21 protein-coding genes are annotated in these 25,404 nt (G+C 40.1%); 15 read left to right on the top strand and 6 right to left on the bottom strand.

The annotated features are described in order from the left end of the window. Nucleotides 1–7 precede the first annotated feature (7 nt). The 5 genes from HPE63_RS01820 (at nt 8) to HPE63_RS01800 (ending at nt 5,241) form a co-directional block, all read left to right on the top strand. Entirely contained in the window at nt 8–958 is a 951-nt protein-coding gene (locus HPE63_RS01820; RefSeq protein ID WP_188312516.1) for a D-2-hydroxyacid dehydrogenase, read from the top strand. 75 nt (nt 959–1,033) lie between these two features. Next, the gene (locus tag HPE63_RS01815) at nt 1,034–1,669 is read left to right on the top strand and encodes a DUF937 domain-containing protein (RefSeq protein ID WP_188312515.1); all 636 of its coding nucleotides are present in this window, start codon (nt 1,034–1,036) and stop codon (nt 1,667–1,669) included. A gap of 129 nt (nt 1,670–1,798) precedes the next feature. Then, complete coding sequence (locus tag HPE63_RS01810; protein ID WP_188313138.1) at nt 1,799–2,257, top strand: DUF6146 family protein; 459 nt, start codon at nt 1,799–1,801, stop codon at nt 2,255–2,257. Nucleotides 2,258–2,289: 32 nt separating this feature from the next. Beyond that, a complete protein-coding gene (locus HPE63_RS01805; RefSeq protein ID WP_188312514.1) occupies nt 2,290–2,592 on the top strand; it encodes a DUF6787 family protein in 303 nt (100 codons plus the stop codon). A 429-nt stretch (nt 2,593–3,021) separates the two neighbouring features. Next, the gene (locus tag HPE63_RS01800; RefSeq protein WP_188312513.1) at nt 3,022–5,241 is read left to right on the top strand and encodes a TonB-dependent receptor; all 2,220 of its coding nucleotides are present in this window, start codon (nt 3,022–3,024) and stop codon (nt 5,239–5,241) included. Between the two features lie 18 nt (nt 5,242–5,259). On the opposite strand, the gene HPE63_RS01795 is transcribed toward HPE63_RS01800, so the two are convergent. Both HPE63_RS01795 and folE read right to left on the bottom strand, forming a co-directional pair. After that, complete coding sequence (locus HPE63_RS01795; protein ID WP_188312512.1) at nt 5,260–5,568, bottom strand: hypothetical protein; 309 nt, start codon at nt 5,566–5,568, stop codon at nt 5,260–5,262. Between the two features lie 69 nt (nt 5,569–5,637). Further along, complete coding sequence (folE, locus tag HPE63_RS01790; protein WP_188312511.1) at nt 5,638–6,237, bottom strand: GTP cyclohydrolase I FolE; 600 nt, start codon at nt 6,235–6,237, stop codon at nt 5,638–5,640. A gap of 201 nt (nt 6,238–6,438) precedes the next feature. Here folE and HPE63_RS01785 point away from each other — a divergent pair, with 201 nt between their 5' ends. The 3 genes from HPE63_RS01785 (at nt 6,439) to HPE63_RS01775 (ending at nt 9,466) form a co-directional block, all read left to right on the top strand. Beyond that, complete coding sequence (locus HPE63_RS01785; protein WP_188312510.1) at nt 6,439–7,146, top strand: ABC transporter ATP-binding protein; 708 nt, start codon at nt 6,439–6,441, stop codon at nt 7,144–7,146. Beyond that, entirely contained in the window at nt 7,143–7,907 is a 765-nt protein-coding gene (locus HPE63_RS01780) for a TIGR02757 family protein (protein WP_188313137.1), read from the top strand. Before HPE63_RS01785 ends, HPE63_RS01780 begins: the two co-directional genes overlap by 4 nt. 71 nt (nt 7,908–7,978) lie before the next feature. Then, nucleotides 7,979–9,466: a S10 family peptidase gene (locus HPE63_RS01775; protein ID WP_188312509.1), complete on the top strand. Its 1,488-nt coding sequence runs from the start codon at nt 7,979–7,981 to the stop codon at nt 9,464–9,466. Between the two features lie 53 nt (nt 9,467–9,519). On the opposite strand, the gene HPE63_RS01770 is transcribed toward HPE63_RS01775, so the two are convergent. Further along, nucleotides 9,520–10,431: a hypothetical protein gene (locus tag HPE63_RS01770; RefSeq protein WP_188312508.1), complete on the bottom strand. Its 912-nt coding sequence runs from the start codon at nt 10,429–10,431 to the stop codon at nt 9,520–9,522. Nucleotides 10,432–10,845: 414 nt separating this feature from the next. Here HPE63_RS01770 and HPE63_RS01765 point away from each other — a divergent pair, with 414 nt between their 5' ends. The 4 genes from HPE63_RS01765 (at nt 10,846) to HPE63_RS01750 (ending at nt 14,861) form a co-directional block, all read left to right on the top strand. Beyond that, entirely contained in the window at nt 10,846–11,700 is an 855-nt protein-coding gene (locus tag HPE63_RS01765) for a hypothetical protein (RefSeq protein ID WP_223198022.1), read from the top strand. Between the two features lie 114 nt (nt 11,701–11,814). Beyond that, complete coding sequence (locus HPE63_RS01760) at nt 11,815–12,498, top strand: SGNH/GDSL hydrolase family protein (protein ID WP_188312507.1); 684 nt, start codon at nt 11,815–11,817, stop codon at nt 12,496–12,498. After that, complete coding sequence (locus HPE63_RS01755; RefSeq protein ID WP_188312506.1) at nt 12,495–13,688, top strand: heparan-alpha-glucosaminide N-acetyltransferase domain-containing protein; 1,194 nt, start codon at nt 12,495–12,497, stop codon at nt 13,686–13,688. The genes HPE63_RS01760 and HPE63_RS01755 overlap by 4 nt, the downstream gene beginning before the upstream one ends. Before the next feature lie 87 nt (nt 13,689–13,775). Beyond that, on the top strand, nt 13,776–14,861 hold the full coding sequence (locus tag HPE63_RS01750; RefSeq protein ID WP_188312505.1) for a family 20 glycosylhydrolase: 1,086 nt from the start codon (nt 13,776–13,778) through the stop codon (nt 14,859–14,861). Nucleotides 14,862–14,896: 35 nt separating this feature from the next. On the opposite strand, the gene HPE63_RS01745 is transcribed toward HPE63_RS01750, so the two are convergent. Next, nucleotides 14,897–16,231 carry a Gfo/Idh/MocA family protein gene (locus HPE63_RS01745; protein ID WP_188312504.1) on the bottom strand — a complete coding sequence of 445 codons (1,335 nt, stop codon included), beginning with the start codon at nt 16,229–16,231 and terminating at the stop codon, nt 14,897–14,899. A gap of 208 nt (nt 16,232–16,439) precedes the next feature. Beyond that, nucleotides 16,440–18,020, bottom strand: coding sequence for a sulfatase family protein (locus HPE63_RS01740; protein WP_188312503.1), 1,581 nt, complete (start codon nt 18,018–18,020; stop codon nt 16,440–16,442). Between the two features lie 109 nt (nt 18,021–18,129). Between HPE63_RS01740 and HPE63_RS01735 the strand changes: the two genes are divergently transcribed. The 3 genes from HPE63_RS01735 (at nt 18,130) to HPE63_RS01725 (ending at nt 24,138) form a co-directional block, all read left to right on the top strand. After that, a complete protein-coding gene (locus HPE63_RS01735) occupies nt 18,130–18,528 on the top strand; it encodes a hypothetical protein (RefSeq protein WP_188312502.1) in 399 nt (132 codons plus the stop codon). Between the two features lie 67 nt (nt 18,529–18,595). Then, nucleotides 18,596–22,927: a CusA/CzcA family heavy metal efflux RND transporter gene (locus HPE63_RS01730; RefSeq protein WP_188312501.1), complete on the top strand. Its 4,332-nt coding sequence runs from the start codon at nt 18,596–18,598 to the stop codon at nt 22,925–22,927. A gap of 62 nt (nt 22,928–22,989) precedes the next feature. After that, nucleotides 22,990–24,138 carry an efflux RND transporter periplasmic adaptor subunit gene (locus HPE63_RS01725; protein WP_188312500.1) on the top strand — a complete coding sequence of 383 codons (1,149 nt, stop codon included), beginning with the start codon at nt 22,990–22,992 and terminating at the stop codon, nt 24,136–24,138. Between the two features lie 14 nt (nt 24,139–24,152). Here the strand turns inward: HPE63_RS01725 and HPE63_RS01720 are convergent, their stop codons facing one another. Continuing rightward, entirely contained in the window at nt 24,153–25,403 is a 1,251-nt protein-coding gene (locus HPE63_RS01720) for an NAD(P)/FAD-dependent oxidoreductase (RefSeq protein WP_188312499.1), read from the bottom strand. Between the last annotated feature and the right edge of the window lies 1 nt (nt 25,404).

The following is a 25,404-nucleotide window of genomic DNA, read 5'->3' as shown; positions in this document are numbered from 1 at the left end:
ATTCAAAATGAAAATTTTAGCAAACGACGGTATCTCACAAATTGGAATAGCAGAACTTGAAGCTGCAGGCTTTGAAGTCCTCACGACAACAGTGGCCCAAGAACAACTTATACATTATATCAATCAAAATGACATCGTCGGATTATTGGTGCGAAGTGCCACTCAGGTCCGGAAAGATATTATCGACAATTGTCCGTCTTTACGACTCATAGGACGTGGTGGGGTCGGTATGGATAATATTGATGTGGCCTATGCCAAAGAAAAAGGATTACATGTGATCAATACACCTGCCGCTTCCTCCGAATCCGTTGCAGAATTGGTTTTTGCCCATTTGTTCGGAGGGGTACGTTTTTTATACGACGCCAATAGAAATATGCCCTTAGAAGGTGATAGCAAATTCAAACAGCTAAAAAAAGCGTACGCAGGTGGTTCGGAGCTAAGAGGAAAGACACTGGGAGTTATAGGTTTTGGACGAATTGGTCAAGCAACGGCAAAAATTGCATTAGGCATCGGTATGAAGGTTGTCTACACGGATCCATTTATTGATAAAGCGTCAATAACAATCAACTTTTTTGATGGGCAAACGGTTTCTTTTGATTTTAAAAGTGTGCCCAAATCAGAACTCTTACAACAAGCGGACTTCATTTCGCTGCACGTCCCTGCCCAGAAAGAATACATCATAGGCAAAAGTGAATTCAATATCATGAAAGAAGGTGTCGGCATCGTAAATGCGGCACGTGGCGGGGTAATTGACGAAGTAGCCCTTCTCGAAGCCATTGAAGAGGGAAAAGTTTCCTTTGCAGGGTTGGATGTATTCGAGTCAGAACCCAAACCGGAAATCAAAATCCTTATGCACCCCAAAATATCGCTAACCCCACATATCGGGGCAGCTACGGGAGAAGCCCAAGACCGTATTGGAAGTGAATTGGCCTCTCAGATTATTTCCCTATTGAAATAATATTCCCAATTGGTTAGAGGAATTACGTTAACTCTTTTTTGTACATTACAGGACTAATTTTAAATTAACTATAAAATGTCATCTGGATTATTAGATTTACTTAACAGCCCTATGGGCAAACAACTTATTAGTGGTGTAGCTGGACAAACCGGTCAACCTGAAAACAAAACTGCTGATGTGTTGAGCATGGCGATGCCCTTACTTTTAGGGGCAATGAAAAAAAATGTATCCTCACCCCAAGGAGCAGAGGGATTAATGAGTGCACTTTCCTCGAAACACGATGGTAGTATCTTGGACAACCTTGGTGGATTATTCGGTGGAGGTGTTGATGAAAATGTCATGAATGATGGCGCGGGAATTTTAGGTCATGTTTTCGGCAACAAGCAACCGCAGGTAGAAAATGCATTAAGTCAAAAATCTGGACTGGATGCCGGTTCTGTTGCTAATATCTTAAAAATCGCGGCCCCGATTGTCATGGGCTTCCTTGGAAGACAAAAATCGCAAAGCAATGTAAGTGATGCTAGTGGTATGAATGCCTTATTGGGCAGTATGTTAGGTGGTCAACCACAACAAAACCAAAGTCTTATTACTACTTTGCTAGATGCTGACGGTGACGGCAGTATTCTAGATGATGTTGCCGGAATGGTAATGGGTGGTGGCAAAAAGAAAAGTGGATTGGGCGGATTGCTCGGTGGTCTTTTCGGAAAATAAATCTGCACAATAACTTAAATTGACATAGCCGCTTAAACAATAAGCGGCTTTTTTTGTATCTTAAAAGCAACCCAGGGTAAGGTTCTCCAAACTATTTGGACTAAATTACTATTGGGAATGTACATCGCTATGAAACATCGTTTTTTTCAGATTTTTGGATTTTTGTTGGTAATGGTCGTCATTGGGAGTAGTTGTGGAAGTACTAAGGAAGCCATAACAGTTTCGGATGAGGAAAAATTGGCCTTTGCCAAACAAGAAGGGGATACCATTAAAATTGCCAGCAACGATATTGAATATGAGATTATCATAATTGAACCAGGTTTTAACTTTTGGTTGCAGAGTATTGCGAAACCCGAAGGGTATTATACACAATCCTACTTGGAGAACCGAAATAAAATTTACGTCACTGAATGGAATCAAAGGGTTTTACAACCCTTCCGGTATGACCCTAGTCTATATGAACTACAAATCGATTATAGCCCAAATATAGATTATGGTTATGAGGTAAATTATAAACTGTTCAATTATTTCATCTACTTTCAACGAAAATACAACCAACGACTAGGTCCTTTTCTACCTCGAATTTAAGGGGTATATTTGAAACTTTGAGAAAATCTCCTATGGAAAAACTAAAGAAACGTTGGGGCATTGATTCCAATTTTCAGATACTTGTTATTTTTATAGTGTTCGCCGTTACAGGAACTACGGCCGTTAAGCTTGTTGCGCCTATTACCGGATTTATCGGGCTTGATCGGGAAACCACCAATGCATGGCTATACTGGATCATTCGAATTCTACTCATCTTTCCTACCTATCAAATCTTATTGGTTGCTTTTGGATGGCTTTTTGGTCAATTCAAATTTTTCTGGAATTTTGAAAAGAAAATGATCCGCAGGCTTGGACTTGGTTTTCTCCTCAAATAAATTAAATTTTTCTTAACAGTATCATGGTCGGTTTAATGGTTAAATTTGGAAAATGAAATTCACCGAACACAAAAATTTCATGTCCCTCCTGTCCATACTATTAGTGGTGTTTTTGAGTAGCCCTTCTATAGTTAAGATTTCCCATGCACTTTATGAACATAAAAACATCGAATGTGCAATAGTAGGGGAATTACATATGCATGAAGTCGAATTAGACTGTGACTTTCAAGATTTTAATCTATCGCCCGTGTATACATCCCCGTTGGTGTTTATACCAATACCTATAGATGTACGGAACTCCAGCAAGATTACATTCCACTATACTTTTTTAAGCAAATTCCAAAAACTACATTTTGCCCTTAGGGGCCCACCGATGGCTTCATAGAATTTTAGGTTAACTATTTTTTCACTACTAAATTCAATTCTATTATGAAGCATCTTATGCTATTGCTACTTGTGGCCTTTTCCCTCCAATGGGGATATGCCCAAAATACGTTATCCGGGACCATTACAAACAAAGAAGATATGGTTCCATTAGATCAAGTTTCTATATACTTACCTGAGTTGGAGAAAGGCACTTCGACCAATGACCAGGGTGAATTTGAAATCGGTGATTTACCCAAAGGTGAGTATATCCTTGTTATTTCATACATCGGGTTTGAAACTTTTTCGAAATCAGTACCGATAAATAAAGGGGTAAACACTTTGAACGTTGCCCTGACCCCAAGTGTCATTGAAATGCAAGAAGTTATCGTCTCCACCCCATTTCATAAACTCCAAAGCGAGAATGTGATGAAAGTGGAACGTGCCAATATGAAAGGGCTCAAAACTTCAGGTGCCCTTACCCTGACCGATGGCATAACCCACATTGCGGGCGTTGAGAACGTTTCAACCGGAATGGGAATCGGAAAGCCCGTTATCCGAGGGTTGAGTGCCAATAGGGTTCTTGTTTATACTCAAGGGATACGTATGGAAAATCAACAATTTGGGGCCGAACACGGACTGGGCATCAATGGTGCCGGACTAGAAAGTGTAGAAGTTATAAAAGGCCCAGCCTCCTTGTTGTATGGTTCGGATGCCATGGGAGGTGTCCTTTATTTCAATCCTGAAAAATTTGCCAATGTAAATACCACTGAGGGCGATGTAAATATGAATTATTTTTCGAATACCCAAGGTTTAAGTACTGATGCAGGTATACGGACTTCACAGGGGAGAATGAAGTTTCTTTTAAGGGGAAGTTATGCCTCGCATATAGATTATAAGACGGGCAATGGTTCTAGGGTAACCAATTCCCGATTTAAGGAATATGATCTAAAGACAGGTTTGGGGTATCAATCTACCCAATTTAAAACGGAACTGCGATATAATTATACGAATTCGGATTTTGGAATACCCGAAGAAATCGGTGAACAATCTACAGAGCGATCACCTGAATTGCCCTATCAAGAAATAGCCAACCATATCTTAAGCTCAAAATCCAAGTTTTTCCTTAGGAATTCTACCATCGAAGCTATATTGGGATATATATTTAACAATCGCAAGGAATTTGAGGACAGCAAAGAGAATGCGGCTTTGGAAATGCATCTATCCACGTTCAATTACAATTTGCAATATGATTTGCCCAAATGGGGAAATCTTGAGACCATCATAGGATTACAGGGAATGCACCAAACCAACGAAAATTTTGGGGAGGAGGAATTTATTCCTGATGCAACGACCAATGATATCGGGATATTGGCAACATCCCATATTCATTTCAAGGATGAAAGTGGAATGCAACTGGGATTACGCTTCGATAGGCGAAATATTCGTAGCGACGTCAATAGCAGTCCCCCTTTAAGTGGTATCTATGATGCGCTGGATCGTGATTTCAATAGTTTCAATGCAGCTATAGGTTATAAATTCAACCTTACACCCAAAAGTATCGCTAGATTGAATCTGGCTACGGGGTTCCGTGCCCCTAACTTGGCTGAACTGACTTCCGATGGGGTGCATGAAGGTACTAATCGATATGAAATTGGGGATCCAAACCTAGATAATGAACAAAATATACAGGCGGATATTTCATGGGAATACAACAACAAACATTTTGAATTTTATGTCAACGGGTTCTACAATGCCGTAGAAGACTTTATTTATATAGGCCCTACTGGTGAAATGGTTGGGGAGAACCAGGTTTTTGTGTACCAGCAAGAAAATGCCAAATTATATGGAGGTGAATTGGGTTTTCATTTACATCCACACCCCTTGGATTGGCTGCATTTAGAGAGTAGTTTTGAAACCGTGGTGGGCAAACAGGATAATAGCGACTATCTGCCTTTAATTCCCGCAAACAGCCTTACCAATACAATAAGGGTCGAATTTATAAACCCAAAAAAATGGGTTACAAATAACTATGCATTTGTTAGCCTAAAATCGGTGTTCCGACAAGATAAGGTCGGAAATTTCGAAGACCCTTCCGCAGGTTATAACCTGGTGGATTTGGGTGCTGGAGGCGATGTTATGGCTTTCAATACTAAGGTAGAAGTTAGGGTGAGTGCCCAAAATATTTTTGATACAAGCTACATTGCCCACCTATCCCGATTAAAATCGGATGGAATACCCAATATAGGACGAAATATCTCATTGGCTCTAAGTATCCCTTTTTAAATTAGAAAGGAAAGTTAATCAACCCGTTTTGCTATCGATTAACTTTCCTTTTTTAGAACCTTTTATCAAATAGGTGTATATCCACATTATGGTAAAGGAGGGAACCACATCCAATCCGGGTATAATTTCCTCTATAAAAGTGAAAACCCCAGCTGCTTGACCAATTTTGCCCTTATACATTCTGGTCATTAACCAGCCTGCCAAGGGGGCCCAAATGATGTCCGAGAAATCACCTATAAAAGGAACGGCAAATGATAACATCCCAATACCATCGAACAATAATCCCAACAATAGGGTTTGGTATTTTTTATCTTTAGTAGTTGACATTTCTAAATTTATAAATGCTATATGCAGGGCAACAAGGATGCCATATTAAAATGTATATACTTTTTAAGCCTAAGACAGCTTTGAACTGATCAATTTTAAAAATTCGTTTCGGGTTTCCTCTTTTACAAAACTCCCCCTAAAACCAGAGGTTGTGGTTACCGAATTCTGTTTTTGTACCCCACGCATCATCATGCACATATGGGAAGCTTCAATGACCACGGCCACCCCTTGTGGTTTCAAGGTGTCGTTAATACAATCGAGTATTTGTTCTGTCAACCTTTCCTGGACCTGTAATCTTCTTGCAAAAACATCGACAATACGTGGCAACTTACTAAGACCCACAATATGTCCGTTAGGGATATATGCGATATGGGCCTTTCCGAAAAAAGGTAGCATATGATGTTCGCATAACGAATAAAGTTCAATATCCTTAACGATGACCATTTCGTTATACGATTCCTTGAACATGGCACTCTTTAATATGGTTGCAGCATCCTGCAGATAGCCTTGCGTCAGGAAAAGCATCGCCTTTGCAGCACGTTCCGGGGTTTTTACCAAACCTTCCCGTAATACATCCTCCCCTATTTCTTCTATAATCTTCGAATATCGTTCTTTGACATCGTTTGTTATTTCCAGATTATATTCTTCTAAATTTTTATATGGTGCCATTTTGATATTTTCTAATAATGAGTAAGTATCAACTTGAAGTGATACCTTACGACCAAGTTCAAAGTTAGTCGTAAAAAATTCTTTTTGACAATTTAGTACTAAAATCATTAAAACAAAACAAGAAAACGCGATTGTTATTGATAACCTTCTTTTGGTATGTCTGCACTATTGTTTAATTTTCGAACCACAAACCAAATTATAATGATCCAGGCCACCAATATTCAAAAGTATTACGGGGATTTACAAGTGTTGAAAGGGGTCGACCTTCATATAAAGGAAGGGGAAATCGTATCGATTGTAGGACCTTCAGGGGCCGGCAAGACAACTTTACTGCAAATCTTGGGAACATTGGATGTTCAAAGTAATAAAGTGGATAGTAGGCTGTTGATAAAAAATGTGGAAGTAACGGATCTTTCAGATAGGGAAATAGCAAGGTTCAGAAATGAAAATATTGGATTCATTTTCCAATTCCATCAGCTTTTACCCGAATTCACAGCTTTGGAAAATGTTTGTATACCGGGATTTATAAAAAAAACACCTCGAAATGAGGTTGAACAAAGGGCGAAGGAACTACTGGATTTTTTAGGGCTATCCCATCGTCTACACCATAAACCCAGCGAGCTTTCAGGGGGTGAACAACAACGGGTTGCAGTTGCAAGGGCGTTGATCAACAATCCATCCGTGATTTTTGCTGATGAACCTAGTGGAAATCTAGACTCCGAGAGTGCAGACAATCTTCACAAACTTTTTTTTGAATTACGCGACAAATTTGGACAAACCTTTGTTATCGTCACCCATAACCGGGAATTGGCCGACCTTGCCGATAGAAAACTGACCATGGTCGATGGGCTTATTACCGATGCAACAGGTATTGAATGGGTCGATTATACAGACAGGCCCTTATTATGACCCAAATAGAGCTCAAAGAGTTTTTAGATATTAAAGTCTCAAAATATAATCATCCACGCTTCTTGGAGAGTGATCCCATTCAAATACCACATAAGTACAGCACAAAAGAGGATATTGAAATCAGTGCCTTCCTTACGGCAACAATTGCATGGGGTAACCGAAAAAGTATTATCAAAAATGCCTCCGAAATGATGCATTTGTTGGATAATGAACCTTATAATTTTATCCTAAACCATTCTCCGGGTGATTTGGCAAAATTTAAGGGATTTGTTCATCGAACCTTCAATCATACCGATCTAGTCTATTTTGTAAAGGCCCTAAAAAATATTTATATGAATCATAGGGGACTTGAAGGTTTGTTTTCCTCACATATCGAGAATAATTCCGTACAAAAATCAATTTCTGAATTCAAAAAGGTTTTCTTTGAATTGCCCCACCAACATAGAACCACAAAACATGTTTCCGATCCCTTAAAGGGATCTGCAGCCAAACGTTTGAATATGTTTCTTCGTTGGATGGTCAGGGACGCGTCGACAGGCGTCGATTTCGGGCTTTGGAAAAAAATCGACCCCAGCCAACTCTCATGCCCCTTGGACGTGCATTCTGGTAATGTGGCTCGAAAACTCGGATTATTAAAACGTAAACAGAATGATGCAAAAGCCTTGAATGAACTGGATTCCGCACTACGAATATTCGATCCGAATGATCCCGTGAAGTATGATTTTGCCTTATTTGGACTTGGAGTCTTTGAAAAATTCTAATTTAAAAGTTGAAATTTTACGGCTTAGCCCAAAATACCTACTTTTAAGATCAAGACTAAAAGCTAATATAAATGAAAAATACCATCCTATCATTTTGCCTTGTTATAGGCCTTTCCCTTGCGAATGCCCAAGAACGAAAATTGCCTGTAGATACTGTGATAACCACGCAACACAATGTGACTATTAATGGCACTCCCATTAATTATACGGCAAAAACGGGTACGCAACCTGTTTGGGATGCAGAAGGTAAACCTATAGCCGCTTTGCATTTTACCTACTATACGAGGAACAATGTAAAAGACCAAGCCTCCAGACCCCTATTGATTTCCTTTAATGGAGGTCCGGGCTCAGGTTCGGTTTGGATGCATCTGGCCTATACCGGCCCTAGAATTCTAAAAATCGACGATGAAGGATATCCGGTACAACCCTACGGTGTAGACCACAACCCATATTCCGTTTTGGATGTTACCGATATTGTATATGTTAACCCTGCCAATACAGGCTACTCGCGCACCATACCAGAAACAGGGAAAGAGGTGGATCGGGATACGTTTTTTGGAATAAATGCCGATATCAAGTATTTGGCAGAATGGTTAAACACGTTTGTGACCAGGAACAATAGATGGCGTTCCCCGAAATACATTATTGGTGAAAGTTATGGGGGCACGCGGGTTATGGGGCTTTCATTGGCGTTGCAAAACCAACAATGGATGTATTTAAACGGGGTGATCATGGTGTCCCCGGCCGATTATAAGGTCATTCGAACAGGAGGTCCTGTTTCGGATGCCTTGAACCTTCCGTATTATACAGCCGCAGCTTGGCACCATAAAGCATTACCTCCAGAATTACAAAACAAAGATTTATTGGAGATTTTACCAGAATCTGAAAATTATACCCTTAATACCCTCATACCAGCACTAGCCAAAGGTGGATTTATTGGTGAGGCCGAGAGAATTGCCGTGGCCGAAAAAATCGCCTATTATTCGGGTTTATCTGAAAAAGAGATTTTAGACCTAAATTTAGTGGTCCCTACTGGGTATTTTTGGAAAAACCTATTAAAAGAGCAGGGCGGATTTACTACAGGTCGTTTAGATTCACGGTATTTGGGTATAGATCGTGAATTAATGGGTACCCGTCCTGATTATAGTGCCGAATTAACTTCGTGGCTACACAGTTTTACCCCGGCAATAAACTACTATCTACAAGAAGAATTGAATTTCAAAACCGACATCAAATACAATATGTTCGGACCAGTGCGTCCATGGAACAATGAGGATGATGAAACCCGTGAAAATCTTCGCCAAGCCATGGCACAGAATCCTTATTTGAATGTTTTGGTACAATCTGGCTACTACGATGGTGCTACGACCTATTTCAATGCCAAATACACCATGTGGCAAGTAGATCCTAGCGGCCGTATGAAAGACCGTTTTGAGTTCAGGGGCTATCGGAGCGGACATATGATGTACTTGCGTCGTGAAGACCTGCAAAAGGCCAATAATGATTTACGTGCATTCATCAAGCGAACTTCCGTGACCAATGAAAGTGCAAAATATTAAAGCACAGCAAAGACTTTTATCAATCTTGGTCAGTATGGTATGAGCCCATTGACTTATGGAACAATTGCATTTATTGTTATTGCCGAAGTATTCCTGTTGTCTTCGCAGAAATAGAGCATTCCATTATCATTCATAGCTACACCATATGCCCAATTATCTGGGCGATATAAGGTATGCACTCCTGTTTCGAGGTCTAATAAGTAAACATAATCACTTGGGTCATCCTCACATTTATAAGCGGTGACAAGCAAACTATTCGAACCGAATTCCGCTAAATTCTGAATCCCATTTTTGCCGTGAGCCGTAAAACTCAACACGTCATTATGCAAATTGCAGGTATTTTCAACAAGGTTTTCCAAATTATAGACATAAATAATCTGTTCTTCATGGCAATTATCATCATGTGGCCAGTCAGTATTAATATCCTTGCCTGCCACATATACTTTATCATTTAAAATCTCGACAGCACCAACATGACCCGGAAAATCCAATAAATAAATCTTAGGCATATGAACTCCCTGGATAATACCCTCCTCAAATTTTAAGAGTTTGTTTTGATGACAATAATAATCCTCTTTCCATTTTTTAGAAGTGCTTAAGGGTACCCATAAATCACTTTTATAAAAAGCAGGGTCCCCATAATGGAACGCTTTACATTCCTCACCTGATAATTCATGGCATCTTTGTTCCGCAATAACTTTCTCCTTGTCCTTGCTGTAAGTTATTAGTTGCTTGGTGTTCGATATGAATAAAGTATTTTGGTCAAAACAAATCCCTTGAATGTGATTTGTGCCTTTCCAATTACCATATACAATTTCCTCAATCTCTAAAGGTCCGATTCTATCATTAAACTTAGCAACTAAATTGATGTCATCGTCTTCACCATCAAATAAATCGAGATCACAAGAAATCATAAATGCGGTGCAGAAAAGAACGAGTAGCGCTATGATTCTTGAAATTTTCATTTGCTATTAATTTTGTTATCCTGATATTCCACACTATTGGAATACTATTCGGGGTAAAAAAATCGCGTACAAGGCCGTAGTTTTAGCCTTATAGGTAGCGGAACAAAACTTTGTAAGAAGTTACGAAAAAATATCCATTTATGACACATCTTGCTGGTAATCAAACCGTTTTGTCTTTTTGCTGTGAAGATTTGCCCCGATTCCCACTTATTAATTGTATGGATTGTTAATACTCATCTCAATTCGCAGTTGGGATTTTGTGCCATCAAATTTATTTTTTTGAGAGGTAAAGGGACAGCGTATGTAGAGTTGGAAATAAAACTCAATACCAAAAAAAAAGGTGCCAAACAATTTTGACCTATTTTTTTCGTTTATAGGATTGTAAAAAATAATAGTATGAAAAACCCAAATGTTATGAAAATAAAAACTAGTATCGGAATGGCCCTTTTGGCTTTTATTTTGGTATTCAATGTTTCTTGTGACAAGTCAGAGGACAATGTTGATACAAATGCTCTGGAATTGCCACCCTATGAATCAATGGCGATGGACTTCAGTGATTTTTTAGATGATTCGTCTGATTCAGGCAAACAGAGTGCTTCAGCGGCCAAAGTAGGTGAAAATTGGCTCTATCCAAGAATAGTGGTAGGTTTCTGGAACACCGCATTGTTCACAAATTTAGCGGTTCCTGTAATTTCGTTTAAAGGTGCCTTTGCCCATAAGGCTGAATTGATCGGTGAAAATACATGGCAATGGTCATATACCGTTGATGGTTTTGCAAGCGAATATACAGCAAGACTTACCGGGGAATTGACAAGCGAGGAAGTGATATGGAAAATGTATGTCACAAAAATTGGAACCGGTGCTTTTGATGAGTTTCTATGGTTCTCGGGCGTCTCGGATTTAGATGGAAATAGCGGGGAATGGACACTTTACCAAAGTCCCGAGCGGCCACATCGAATGATCGACATTGAATGGAGTCGTGAAAATGACGAAATTGGAAGTATCAAATACACCTGGGTACGTGAAATGAATGATGAGGATAGTGATGACCTGTTCATGGGCAGTTATTTGGAATACGGATTACAGGATGGTGATTATGATGTATTTTATAATGTTCATGTATATGACGCCCAGTATGAAGAATTTGTAGATGTGAACATTGAATGGAATAGCACTGACTTTTATGGTCGTGTGATGGCGTATACCCACTTTGAGGATGAACTTTGGCATTGCTGGGACAGCACAGGTGAAGATGTAGCCTGCGAATAAAAAAACAACAACATAATAGATAGAAACCTTGGCGAAGAAATTTGCCAAGGTTTTTTGCTTCTAATGAAATGCATACTATTGAAATCATTATATTTAAATCGACAATGGATTTAAATGAAAGTTATGAAATCAACCGTAATGCTACTTATCTTTCTTTTGGTGGGCATTTCCCACGCACAGGATTGGGCCAACATGGAACAATTTAAGGGCGAAAACGCTAAAGTAGGGTTACCTGGACCCAACGAAGATAGGGTTGTTTTTATGGGCAACTCCATTACCATCGGTTGGCTGAATACCATGCCCGAATTTTTTGAGGGAAAACCATATATAAACAGGGGTATTAGTGGCCAAACCACACCCCAAATGCTGTTAAGGTTTAGACAAGATGTCATCGCCTTGCAACCCAAAGTAGTGGTCATACTTGCGGGCACGAACGATATTGCGGGAAATACAGGTCCATCGACCTTGGAAATGATTGCCGACAATATAAAATCGATGTCCGATTTGGCCGTCGCCCATGGGATAAAAGTGGTCATTTCTTCGGTGCTCCCTGCCTTTGACTATCCATGGAAACCAGGGCTGGAACCCTCAAAAAAAATCGTGATCCTGAACAAAATGTTAAAAGCTTATGCCGAGGTAAACGGACATGTTTATTTGGATTACTTTTCTGAAATGGCCGATGAACGAAACGGATTGCCAAAAAAATATGCCCATGACGAAGTACACCCAACCAAGTTGGGTTATCAAGTTATGGCACCATTGGCAGAAGCTGCTATAGTAAAAGCCTTGTCCAATTGACCCCGACACATAAAAAAGCGATACGAATAGCCTCTATTGATGTTTTAAGGGCTATGACCATGTTACTTATGATTTGGGTGAATGACTTTTGGACACTCACCGATGTTCCAAAATGGTTAGCGCACGCTAAACCCAATGAAGACTACCTAGGGTTTTCAGATATCATTTTTCCACTATTCCTTTTTATTGTTGGACTGAGCATTCCCTTCGCCATTCAAAACAGGATAGCGAAGCTAGAACCACGAATGATCGTAGCGAAGCACATTATAATTCGGTCGATTTCCCTTCTGATCATAGGTGTATTCATGGTAAATTATGAGATGCATCATGCAACATTCGGCTTAGGCAAGGCCCTTTGGTGTTTTCTTATGGCTTTGGCGGTATCCTTGGTATGGATGCAATGGGAAAAAAGTCCTATCAGCCGTAAATGGCATAGCTATTTAAAAGCGTTAGGCTGGGTGCTGTTAGTCGGTTTGGCCTTCCTTTATCGGGGAGGAAGTTCAGGGAATGAGACAATGGCTGTACATTGGTGGGGAATTTTAGGCCTTATAGGTTGGGCCTATTCGATAAATGCTCTGGTGTTTCTATTGAGTAAAGGTAAGCTGTCGGTAATGGTCGTTTTATGGTTGTTATTCAATGTACTATCTATTGCTGATGCCAAAGGATTATTGGGCCAATTCCCAAAATCACTATCTTATTTTTCGACATGGGTCGGGGGTACGATACCTGCATTTACGGCAGCAGGGGTCGTAGCTTCACTTCTATTTCAAAAGCTTTCCAAACCGAACAGAACAAAAGCATTATCGGTCTTAGGTGTATTGGGTTGTTTAAATATTGCCGCTGGTTTAATGACACGTCATCTTTGGGGAATATCGAAAGTGCCCGGAACGCCTTCTTGGTTAATGGTTTGTACAGGAATAGGATTTTTATCTTTTATCATTTTCTATTTCATCGTCGATATAAAAAAACAACGCTCTTGGGCAAAAGTAATAGTTCCTGCGGGCACGGCTACATTGACTTGTTATCTGGTCCCCTATTTTACCTACCCTATTCGAAATCTAACGGGCATTGAATTACCGGAAATCCTCAACACTGGTATTGTTGGCCTGTTTAGTTCATTTTGTTTCGCATTGCTGGTAGTAATTTTTACCGGTTGGTTGCAAAAAAGGGGGTTCTCTTTAAAATTGTAAATAAATAAGCCTAATACAGGTAACAACTTTTCAATTTCAAGTAAAATAGATTTCTTTTTGGTAATTTTAGAATAAATCCCGTACCCTATGAAACGAAATAGTTTATCCATCCTGCTACTCCTATCCTTTATGTTTATTAATGCACAAGATGCATTTGAAATCAAAGGATTTTGTATTTCTGCACCTTCTTCGGATAAGGTAGAAGAGTTTGTCGATTTCATAAAAAATGAACTTGCACCAAATGGAATCAATACACTTGTTTTAAGGGTAGATTATAATTACGCCTATGAATCGCGACCCGAACTGCGTGGAGAAAACCCCTTAAGCAAGATTCAAGTAAAGCAAATGGTAAACGTGTGTAAGGAATTAAATATCAATATAATACCACAGGTAAATTTATTGGGTCACCAAAGTTGGCATTCAGAGCATACCAAATTGTTACAGGTATACCCGGAATTTGATGAGACACCCCACATTGCATTACCTGAAAATTATGTTTGGCCGAATGATGATGGTTTATATTGTAAGAGTTACTGCCCATTGCACCCAAACGTACATGAAGTTGTCTTTGATCTGATGGATGAGATTCTTGATGTTTTCGAAGCCAATGCCTTTCATGCCGGTATGGATGAGGTATTCTACTTGGCCGATGACAATTGTCCACGATGCAAAGGACTAGATCCAGCCGCTTTATTTGCGGGTGAATTGGTCAAAATCAACAACCATCTGGCCAGTAGGGATGCCCGATTATGGATTTGGGGTGATCGTTTGATCGATGGGGCCGTTACGGGGATCGGGATGTGGGAAGCATCGATGAACAATACCGCCAGGGCTATTGACATGATTCCAAAATCTGTAGTCATTTGCGACTGGCACTACGAAAAAGCGTACCCTACAGCGGCATATTTTGCTATAAAAGGTTTTGATGTAATCACCTGCCCATGGCGCAAACCTGAAGTCGCTATCGCCCAAGTTAAGATGATGCACAACTTTAAAATGAACTCTACCCCGGAAATGGCGAAACATTATCTTGGAATGATGCAGACTTATTGGTCTTCCACCACTAATTTTATTGAAGAGCAAAAAAAATCCGCCGAGAATCAGACAAACTCAGCGGAATGTTTTAAAGCTATGCTGAACACCATGAAAACTTTGGAATCCCTAAAAAATTAAGCAGTTTTAACGATGTAATTTTAAGCTAATCCGTTTTATTCGACATATGCCCTATTCTTCCTACTTCTCAAGGCATTGGCTTCTGCATCCCCTTTGAATTGTTCGAGCTCGGGATCCCATTCCAAAGGTCGTCCCAATTGATAGGCGATATTCGCAATATTACATATGGTCGCAGATCGATGTCCGGTCTCCACATCACAAATAGGCTGCGTTCTGTTTTTAATGGCATCAAGCCAATCTTGATAATGGTTGTCGTTTGAATTGTACAATCTAATATCCGCATCTTTCAATTGTGCTGTAATGATATTCTCAGGAGTGGTTTCGAAATAACTTCTGCTGATATCCATCGTGCCCTCCGAGCCCACGAAACGAACGCCCCATCCCCTACCAAAGTCCTCATGTACCATTTCAATACCATTGGCATAGAACATACGAAGACCACGAACCGATGTAGGATCTGCTGGGGGAATATACCGGACCGGACCTGAATTATCCATATCCAAAGCCCATTGTGCAATATCGAACATATGTGCTCCCCAATCACAAAGGATACCACCTCCTACTTCCCGGAATAATCTAAAGTCTGGCCAAAAATCCACATCGTTACTTGAAGGTGCCAATCTATGATTATACGGCAAAAGTGGGGCGGGTCCGCACCAGCTGTTCCAATCGAGTTCTTTGGGAATGCTTTCTTCCTCCAGATTATAGGGTACGGCCGGATCACCAACGTTAACAAGTATTTTGCTGATTTCCCCTAAATAGCCATTTCGGACCAATTCGCAAGCTTTCCTGAAATTTTCCCATGAACGTTGCATACTGCCTGTTTGCAAAATTTTGCCTGTTTCCTTAGTGGTTCTCACCAACTCCATTCCCTCGGTAATCCTATGGGTCAAGGGTTTTTCGCAATACACATCCTTGCCTGCAAGCATGGCATCCATAGCTTGAATGGCATGCCAATGATCAGGCGTGGCAATAACCACTGCATCGATATCCGAACGGGAAAGCAATTCCTTATAATCGGCATAACTGGTTATGCCATTATAGTTCTTTACCTTTCTTTCTTTGGCATAAAGTTTACCAACGTGATCCACAAAAGCCTCCGTTTTGGTTGTCCATACATCACAACCTGCCACAATCTGCGATTGTGTATTATTTATAAAGCTATTTGCCAATCCATTGGTCTGCTTACCAAGACCGATAAAACCTAAATTGATCTTATCACTCGGTGCGGTAAAACCTTTGCCCAGGACATGTCTCGGAATAATGCTGATTGCCCCGACGGTCAATGCCGTATTCGAAATGAATTTTCTACGTGAAAGTGGAGTGGGAATTTGATTTGATTTCTTTTTTTTTGAATTGGATTCTTCCATATTGAATAGTTTTCGAAGTGTCACTTTAGTCTGAAATGAACTTTAAATTTACAACATAAACACTGATTTGGGAGTTAATCCCATTTAATAATTCAGCTATTGATCAGAATGTTGTGTTTTAAAAATCCACCTTTTAAAATAACATCTTTTTAATGTTCTTTGATGCACCAAATGTCCTATAATATAGAACATATCGTTACAATCAACATTATTTGAATTCTTTGGCCAGAATAGTCTGCATTACCTCATATTCCTCGTCTGTATCACCATATTTTTCACGCTCTTTAAGAATTTCCAATTTCATTTCGTTGATAATAGAGGTATACGCTTGATCGTTATAAGCATTATGCATTTCCTTTGGGTCTTTCTCTAGGTCATAAAACTCCCAAGCGGGTTGCGTAGTTTCTTTGGAGGTTCCCTTCATGGCCAAATCCTGCCCATAGAATAATGCCAATTTGTATCTTTCATTGCGAATGCCAAAATGGGCGGGTCTATCGGGATGATGTAACCAATACCTATAGTACATCTGTTTACGCCAGTTTTTTGGAGTTGCCCCCATTAAATTTTCACGAAAACTTTCCCCTTGAATATATACGGGTTTATCAATTTCGGCATAATCGGCCAAAAGGGCTGCAAAATCAATATTCAAAATGAAATCATCCAATCGCTGACCCCCCTTTATTTCTTTGGGATAGCGAATTACAAAAGGCATTCTTAAGGATTCCTCATAAATCAAACGCTTATCGAAAAAACCATGTTCACCTAAAAAATAACCTTGATCAGCCGTATAAACCACAACGGTATTCTCGGCAATTCCCTGTTCCTGTAAATAATCCAGGAGCCTTCCGATATTGTCGTCAATGGCAGCACCGCAACGCATAAAATCCTTGACCAGTTTTTGATAGATTTTTTTTCGCTTTTGTATACTATCCAATCCGTCCAGTGGATAAGGTAGGCCTGGGTAATCCGTCCAAAATTTATCAGGGTGCTGTGTGGCCTCGTCCCATCGCATTCCTAGTCGTTCCAAGGTTTGGCCATGAAAGGTACGTCCAGTGTTCTTTTGGTCAAAATCCAGCAATGATTCAGGTTCCGGTATTTCAACATCCATGTAAAGGTTTTTGAATCTTTCCGGGTAATCAAAAGGTTCATGCGTAGCTTTAAAATTACAGAACATTAAAAAGGGTTTGTTCTTATCGCGCTTATTTAAATGGTCTATGGTTAAATCCGTGATTACATCTGTGGAAAATCCCTTGTATTCCTGTCCTGTTGAACTATCATGGCCATCGATCCAATTTTCTTCCGTTTTTAAAATAGGGTTCCAATACCTGCCCTGTCCCGGTAGCACATTGTAATAATCGAAACCCTCAGGTTTCCCCACCAAATGCCATTTTCCTATAACAGCGGTCTGATATCCGCTATTGGATAAAGTACGGGCAATATTGGGATGGTCCCTTGGTAAGGGTTCACTGAGCGTATACACTTGGTTAATATGGCTATACTGACCAGTCAATATGCTCCCCCGACTTGGGGTGCAAATACTATTCGTGCAAAAAGCATTGTTTAAAACCATCCCCTCATTAGCCAATCGGTCAATGTTTTTGTTCTGTACGTAATCGGCAAGAATACCACCATAAATGCCCCATGCTTGGGAAGTGTGGTCATCAGAAAGGATAAATAGAATGTTCGGCGGTTCCTTTTTATCTTGCTTTTGGTTTACCTTAGAGGTACACCCGCTTACAAGGATGAGAAGTAGAAAACAATATACATACCGTTCGATTACTAGAACCATTCTTTCTCAGGTTTACAATTCGACCAACAAGATAAAAAGAATAATGGTATTGTGTTTATCTATCTACGGATTCCCGAAAAATTGAAATATTAAGTATCTTTGGGTCTATATGTTGAAATTTTTTTCCATAGGGTTATCGTGCTTGGTCCTTCTCCAAAGTTTGAATTTGGATTTGGATGACTTAGCGCATATAGACGACCTCATGGAGCATGCCCAATTCCACGCCGAAAAATATGGGGATAATTTTTTTGTGTTTTTATCCAAACATTATGGCGATTTGCAAGACGAGCATGCTCAAGATCATCATGAAGAACAAAACAAGCACGAAGAACTTCCCTTTAACAATCCTTGCTGTTCGCATATCCTTACGGTTTATATTGTCAACAAATACCAGATTCCGGCTATTATGGCAACTCCCCTAGTCGATTATTCCGCCAATTTCTATTATTCGGACAATTATTCCTTTTTGGAAAAATCGGATATATTTCAGCCTCCCAAGCGATCATAGTCCAAATTGATTTAGTACATCCCCGATAAAACTCCACGGATGTTTGTATCACTTTTTAACTAGGATTATGTTATCAAAAATCATACGTTTTAGTATAAAGAATAAACTGATCGTTCTTTTACTAACATGCTTTATTATCTTTTTCGGAATTTACTCCCTCACACAGATTTCGATTGGTGCTGTTCCCGATGTCACCAATAATCAAGTACAGGTTATTACTACCTCCCAAAACCTTTCAACCCAGGACATTGAACAGTTCATCACCTATCCTGTCGAATTGGAAATGGCCAACTTGCCCGGGGTCCTTGAGATTCGTTCGATTTCTAAATTCGGTCTTTCGGTGGTTACTATTGTTTTTGAGGACAACATGGGCACCTATCTGCCAAGACAGCTCATCGCGGAAAAAATAAAATCTGCCTCTGAAAAAATCCCAGACGGATTTGGTACGCCCGAAATGGGACCCATAACTACCGGTTTGGGTGAGATATACCAATACATCTTGGATACTAAACCAGGATATAAGGATCAATATTCCGCGATGGATTTGCGTACCATTCAGGATTGGATCGTAAAACGACAGCTTTCAGGTATCCCAGGTGTGGTAGAGGTTAATACTTGGGGTGGGTATTTAAAACAGTACGAAATAGCCATTAATACCGAAAAACTGAATGCGATGAATATAACCATTGCTGAAGTTTTCAAAGCCTTGGAGAACAATAATGGTGTTGCAGGGGGGGGCTATATTGAAAAATCGAACCAGGCTTACTTTATCCGTGGCGAAGGTTTGATTACCTCCTTGAACGATATTGAGAATATCGTGGTTAAAAACGTGGACGGCATCCCGATTTTTATTAAGAATATAGCCAAAGTAGGATTTGGTAGTTCTACTCGTTTTGGCGCCATAACGGGTAATGGTGAAGGGGAAAAGGTACTAGGACAGGTGATGATGCTCAAAGACGCCAATTCAAAAAAGGTAATAGATGCCGTTAAGGAACGCGTTGCATCTATTTCCAAAACCTTACCGGAAGGTGTTTATATCAATCCGTTTTTAGAACGCAGTGAATTAATCGCCAAAACCACTTTCACAGTAGCAGAGAACCTAATTTTAGGGTGCCTTATCGTAATTTTTGTTGTAGTGCTGCTCTTAGGGAATTTCAGGTCAGGATTGGTGGTCGCTTCTGTAATCCCACTTTGTCTTTTGTTCGCACTTTCCTTGATGTATATATTTGGAGTCGATGCGAATTTAATGAGTCTTGGAGCCATAGACTTTGGGATTATCATTGATGGGGCAGTGATCATCGTTGAGTTTATCGCCTTCCAGATCACTTCGAAAAGATTGGAGCTTAGTGGCATGTCGGCAAAGAATTTGATGTTGGCAAAAGATGAAATTACATTTACCAGCGCCTCCAAAATGATGAACTCCGCCATCTTCGGTCAGCTGATTATCCTTATTGTATTCATTCCAATTTTATCATTAAGCGGCGTGGAGGGAAAAATGTTCAAACCTATGGCACTGACCTTTAGTTTTGCCCTGATCGGGGCCATGCTTCTTTGTTTCACCTATGTGCCTGTAATCTCAACTTTGATACTAAAACCATCGAGGATTTCTGATAAGAATATCTCGGTTCGGTTAATGCGTTTTTTAAATCTGATTTATGAACCTACCATTCACTGGGCGCTACAAAGCAAAAAATTGGTGCTTGGAATTGCTGCCGTTTTACTGGCACTTTCAATTTATCTCTTTACCACAATGGGAGGGGAATTCGTCCCGACTTTGGACGAAGGTGATTTTGTAATCCAACCTATTCTAAAGACAGGGACTTCGTTGAGCAAAACCATTGAAACAACAACACGGATCGAAAAAATATTATTGAATGAATTCCCTGAAGTAGATCAAGTGGTTACCCGGATCGGTGCAGCCGAAGTCCCAACCGATCCCATGTCTATGGAAGAGACCGATGTTATCATTACGCTTAAACCAAAAAAAGAATGGGTGTCTGCCAGCTCCAAAGACGAGCTTGCCGATAAATTCAAGGAAGCGCTTGGTATTATTCCGGGTATGGAAGTTGAATTCACCCAACCTATTGAGATGCGATTTAATGAACTTATTACAGGGGTACGCGCAGATATCGCCATTAAGATATTTGGTGAGGATTTAAATATCCTGAACAAATTAGGGAATGAAATCCGAAGTTTAATTGAAGATGTCGAAGGCGCAGCCGATATCAGCGTGGAAAAAATTACGGGATTGCCCCAAATGAACATAAAATACGAACGTAGCAAAGTTGCTCGTTACGGACTGAATATCAGTGATTTAAATAAGGTGATTTCCATGGGTTTCGCAGGGGCCAATTTGGGTAATGTGTTCGAAGGGGAAAAACGATTTGACCTTACCTTACGCTTGGACCAGGATAGCCGAAAGGATATTGATAATATTAAAAACCTCTATGTTGATCTGCCTACAGGTGGAAAGATTCCCTTAAGTGAACTCGCGTTGATTTCTTATACCAAAGGAGCGGCCAAAATATCAAGGGACGATACCAAACGACGTATTGTCGTTGGTATTAATGTCCGTAATCGCGATTTACAATCCGTGGTGACCGACGTTCAAAAGCGAATCGAATCGAACATCAAACTTCCCGTGGGTTATACTATAACCTATGGCGGTCAGTTCGAGAATCTTCAAAGTGCCAAAGACCGACTAAAAATAGCGGTTCCCATTGCTCTGGTGTTGATTTTCTTTTTGCTCTTTTTTGCCTTTGAATCGGTCAAGGATGCATTAATGATTTATTCCGCCATTCCTTTGGCTGCGGTTGGAGGTGTGTTTTTATTATGGGTAAGGGATATGCCTTTTAGTATTTCGGCAGGGGTAGGATTCATTGCTCTTTTTGGGATTGCTGTGTTAAATGGAATCGTTTTAATAGAACATTTTAAGGAATTAAAGCATCAAGGTATGATAGATATTGAAGCACGTATAAAACAAGGGACTAAAGACCGCTTAAGAGCGGTATTACTGACAGCATCGGCAGCGGCATTGGGCTTCTTGCCCATGGCTATCTCAACCAATGTAGGTGCAGAAGTGCAAAGGCCATTGGCAACCGTTGTTATTGGTGGACTTATTACGGCTACGCTTCTTACCTTAGTAGTATTGCCCGTATTATATGCCATCTTCGATTCAAAGGTTGAACTTAATAAGAGCATGAAAAAGAAAACAACTACTGGCTTGACCGTTTTACTCTTGTTCTTTACCATATCCTCAATTGCACAGGAAAAAGGATTGGATTTTGAAGAGATAAGGGCTTTGGCAATGGAGAACAATGCCGGCTTAAAGGCTGCTTCACTAAAAGTCCAGACAACAAAGGCCTTGGTAAGCAGTGCATTTGATTTCGATAAGACCGAAATTTACTATCACTATGACCAAAACAATCTGGCTTTTAACAATAAACCCTTAGAGGTTTATGGCATTCAACAGAATATCCTCTTCCCTACACTCTATTTCGCAGGAAAACGAATCAATAAAGCGAATTTGAGCATGGAGGAAAGTCATTATGAAATGCAAAAACAAATGCTTGAACGAGATGTTGCATCGGCCTATTACCAATTGCTATATACTCGAGAAAAGAAGCAGGTTTATTCGTATTTGGACAGTATTTATGAAAAATTCGTATATGCCTCACAACGTCGGTTCGAATTGGGCGAAACAAATTATCTTGAAAAAATTACCGCCCAGGCCAAGCAGAAAGAACTTCAAGCATTGCTTAATCAGGCCCGTGAAGATGTTGCCATTTCCTACGCCCTGTTACAGAAAACCATCCAGGTGGAAGAACCTTTAAATGTGGCTATGAGACCACTACGGAAGTTGGAATTACAATCACAGGAGATTTCCAATAATATAGGATTAACCCTTTATGACCAAAGAAATGAATGGTATACGGCCAAAAGCGGGTTGGAACTGCAGCAATTACTGCCAGATATTAGCTTCAACTACTTTCAAGGAACCAATTCAGGCTTGGGCGATCACCTCTATGGCTATCAAGTAGGATTAAAAATACCCTTGCTCTTTAGTGGAAATACCGCTAAAATCAAAGCGTCTAAAATTGCCAAGGACATGGCCTATGAGGAATCCTTAGACTACAAAAATCAATTGTACCTCAAATATGAAAGGCTAAAAGGCCAACTTAGAAAATATGAAGAAACCTTGAACTATTATGAAGACGACGGACAGAAGCTTTCGAACGAAATATTAAAAACCGCTTCAATCAGCTTTCGAAATGGGGAAATCGATTTTTTCCAATATATCCAAAGTCTGGAAAATGCCTATCGCATTACATTATCCTATTTAGAAAACCTCAACAACTATAATCAAACCGTTATTGCGTTAAATCATCTTACTTTATGAAAACGGGACATCGAAAAACGGATCAGACCCATCTAAACTTTAATAATCATAAAATATACGCCATGAAATCTTTTCAATATATCATATTCTTTTTATCGATTCTCCTAGTTTCTACCTGTGGGGATTCGACCAATAGCAGTACCGATACTGAGGCATCGACTGGATCTTTGGAAGATCAAACCATCGAAATTAGTAAAGCACAGTTCGACGGTGACCAAATGCAATTGGGAAAGCTATCGGAGCAATCATTTCAATCAATGGTTCAAACCACGGGAATGATCGATGTGCCCCCACAAAACAGGGCGATCATTAGTTCCTTTGCTGGAGGGTACGTTCAAAAAACCCCGCTTTTGGTCGGTAACCTTGTACGAAAAGGCCAGATGTTGGCAACCTTGGAAAACCCAGAGTTTGTAGAAATGCAACAAACCTACCTTGAAACCGCAGAGCAACTCACGTTTTTGAAATCTGAATTTGATCGCCAAAAGGCATTATTCGATGAACAAATCAGTTCTCAAAAGAATTTCTTAAAAGCGGAGAGCGAATATAAAAGCGCCTTGGCCCTTTATAATGGACTAAAAAAGAAATTACAAATGCTGAATATCAATATCGATGCTGTTGAAGTAGGCAATATTACTTCAGAAATTGCTTTATACGCTCCTATAAGCGGAAGTATTACAAAAATGAATATTAGCAAAGGCTCCTATGTATCACCTGCTGATGTGATATTGGAAATTATAAATACAGACCATATTCATTTGGAGCTTGCCGTATTTGAAAAAGATATCCTTAAGGTTAAAGAGGGACAAAAAATCGTATTCAAGATCCCTGAAACAGGTGAAGAAGTCTATGAGGCCGAAGTACATCTTGTGGGCACCTCGATCGATTTGGTAAATAGGACCGTTATGGTCCATGGTCATCTGCTCGATGACGAAAATCATGGTTTTGCTGTTGGCATGTTCGTAGATGCACAAATAATAACGGACACCAGTAAGGAACCTGCATTGCCCGATGATGCCATAATTTCCGTAGATGATTCCCATTTCGTACTCCTGAATACCTCTAAAGATGAATCCTATAGTTTTTTGCGAAAGGAAGTAACCGTAGGTGCCAGTTATAATGGATTCACAATAATCAAAAACGCTGGCGATTTTAGTGAAAATGATTTGTTCATGGTCAAAGGGGCTTTCAATCTTATCCGTAGCGATGAATAGATTTTTCGGGTGATTTAAAACTTCCTAGAAGGGGAAAAAGGACCAACATCCAAAGAGGTTCTCTTTCCGCCAACGATTTCGGAAACCAGTTTACCCGTAGCCGGACCCAAACTCCACCCCATCATCGCATGGCCAGTGGCAAAAGTCAGGTTCTTTATGGCGGAACTTCTTCCTATATAGGGCAGGCCATCGGGCGACACCGGACGCATTCCACTTTGTGCGCTCGCCAGTTCCTCCTTATTAATGGCTATTTCGGGATAGAATTTATTCACTGCATTGGCAATCGCCTGGACACGTTCTTTTCTAATGATCGTATTTATACCTGAGAATTCCATAGTACCCGCAAAACGGGTAAATCCTTTCATCGGGGTAACCGCTACTTTAGCTTCCATTAAAATTGCTGGAATTGTTATTCCTGTTGGTCTTTCCATATTTATGGCATACCCCTTTCCTGCCTGTATCGGAAGTTTTATTTTCAATTTTGTCGCAAGTTGTCCACTCCAAGATCCCGCCGCTAAAACCACCTCATCTGGGACATAAGTATCCTTTGTAGTTATTAGTTGTTCTATACCTCGATTGGAGACCACCATATCCAAAACTTCTTCGTTTGTCTTTATGGTAACTCCCGAACTTTGTAAAAATGCAATCATCTTGGGCATAAATTCAGTCGGGGTCATATGCCCATCGCACCCATAATGGATGGCCCCTCTGGCATCAATATTTAACTGGGGTTGAAGAGCATCCAATTGGTTTTTGTCCAGTAAATCAACTTCAAGGCCCAAAAGCTTTGCTTTCTCGGAAATTTTTATTTCTTCCTCGCCAGCTGCATCCGTCTTATATAACATAAGTAAACCTTCGCGCTCCAGGTGAAAATCGCCTAAATCCCCTGAAGTCTTCATACTTTTGAACAACTCCCTACTTAAAATATTTATATCCTTGATTACTGGAATCGCCCTTTCAACTTTCCCATAAGTCGAAGATCTATGGAAATACCAAGCCCAACTAAGGAATTCGGAATCTAAACGCGGTTTCATATAAAAGGGACTTGCGGAATTGAACATCCATTTTATCCCTTTGGCAATCATCCCTGGTGAAGCCAATGGTATAATGTGACTTGGGGTTAGATAACCGGCATTGATGAAGGAGGCCCCATCCGAAATATTGGATTTATCGATTACCGTAACTTCATGGCCTTCTTTAAGCAAGTAATAGGCCGAACAGAGTCCAATAATTCCCCCTCCAATTACAATAGTCTTTTTTCCCATA

This window comes from Maribacter arenosus (assembly GCF_014610845.1).
Classification (GTDB): Bacteria; Bacteroidota; Bacteroidia; order Flavobacteriales; family Flavobacteriaceae; genus Maribacter_A; species Maribacter_A arenosus.
The sequence above is the reverse complement of the archived record's forward strand: the minus strand, read 5'-3'. Positions and strand labels throughout refer to the sequence as shown.

What these genes read in the sequence shown, in the direction of transcription:
- HPE63_RS01820 (WP_188312516.1), top strand. Translation starts at nt 8, where the DNA reads ATGAAAATTTTAGCAAACGACGGTATCTCACAAATTGGAATAGCAGAA.
- HPE63_RS01815 (WP_188312515.1), top strand. Translation starts at nt 1,034, where the DNA reads ATGTCATCTGGATTATTAGATTTACTTAACAGCCCTATGGGCAAACAA.
- HPE63_RS01810 (WP_188313138.1), top strand. Translation starts at nt 1,799, where the DNA reads ATGAAACATCGTTTTTTTCAGATTTTTGGATTTTTGTTGGTAATGGTC.
- HPE63_RS01805 (WP_188312514.1), top strand. Translation starts at nt 2,290, where the DNA reads ATGGAAAAACTAAAGAAACGTTGGGGCATTGATTCCAATTTTCAGATA.
- HPE63_RS01800 (WP_188312513.1), top strand. Translation starts at nt 3,022, where the DNA reads ATGAAGCATCTTATGCTATTGCTACTTGTGGCCTTTTCCCTCCAATGG.
- HPE63_RS01795 (WP_188312512.1), bottom strand. Translation starts at nt 5,568, where the DNA reads ATGTCAACTACTAAAGATAAAAAATACCAAACCCTATTGTTGGGATTA.
- folE (WP_188312511.1), bottom strand. Translation starts at nt 6,237, where the DNA reads ATGGCACCATATAAAAATTTAGAAGAATATAATCTGGAAATAACAAAC.
- HPE63_RS01785 (WP_188312510.1), top strand. Translation starts at nt 6,439, where the DNA reads ATGATCCAGGCCACCAATATTCAAAAGTATTACGGGGATTTACAAGTG.
- HPE63_RS01780 (WP_188313137.1), top strand. Translation starts at nt 7,143, where the DNA reads ATGACCCAAATAGAGCTCAAAGAGTTTTTAGATATTAAAGTCTCAAAA.
- HPE63_RS01775 (WP_188312509.1), top strand. Translation starts at nt 7,979, where the DNA reads ATGAAAAATACCATCCTATCATTTTGCCTTGTTATAGGCCTTTCCCTT.
- HPE63_RS01770 (WP_188312508.1), bottom strand. Translation starts at nt 10,431, where the DNA reads ATGAAAATTTCAAGAATCATAGCGCTACTCGTTCTTTTCTGCACCGCA.
- HPE63_RS01765 (WP_223198022.1), top strand. Translation starts at nt 10,846, where the DNA reads ATGAAAATAAAAACTAGTATCGGAATGGCCCTTTTGGCTTTTATTTTG.
- HPE63_RS01760 (WP_188312507.1), top strand. Translation starts at nt 11,815, where the DNA reads ATGAAAGTTATGAAATCAACCGTAATGCTACTTATCTTTCTTTTGGTG.
- HPE63_RS01750 (WP_188312505.1), top strand. Translation starts at nt 13,776, where the DNA reads ATGAAACGAAATAGTTTATCCATCCTGCTACTCCTATCCTTTATGTTT.
- HPE63_RS01745 (WP_188312504.1), bottom strand. Translation starts at nt 16,231, where the DNA reads ATGGAAGAATCCAATTCAAAAAAAAAGAAATCAAATCAAATTCCCACT.
- HPE63_RS01740 (WP_188312503.1), bottom strand. Translation starts at nt 18,020, where the DNA reads ATGGTTCTAGTAATCGAACGGTATGTATATTGTTTTCTACTTCTCATC.
- HPE63_RS01735 (WP_188312502.1), top strand. Translation starts at nt 18,130, where the DNA reads ATGTTGAAATTTTTTTCCATAGGGTTATCGTGCTTGGTCCTTCTCCAA.
- HPE63_RS01730 (WP_188312501.1), top strand. Translation starts at nt 18,596, where the DNA reads ATGTTATCAAAAATCATACGTTTTAGTATAAAGAATAAACTGATCGTT.
- HPE63_RS01725 (WP_188312500.1), top strand. Translation starts at nt 22,990, where the DNA reads ATGAAATCTTTTCAATATATCATATTCTTTTTATCGATTCTCCTAGTT.
- HPE63_RS01720 (WP_188312499.1), bottom strand. Translation starts at nt 25,403, where the DNA reads ATGGGAAAAAAGACTATTGTAATTGGAGGGGGAATTATTGGACTCTGT.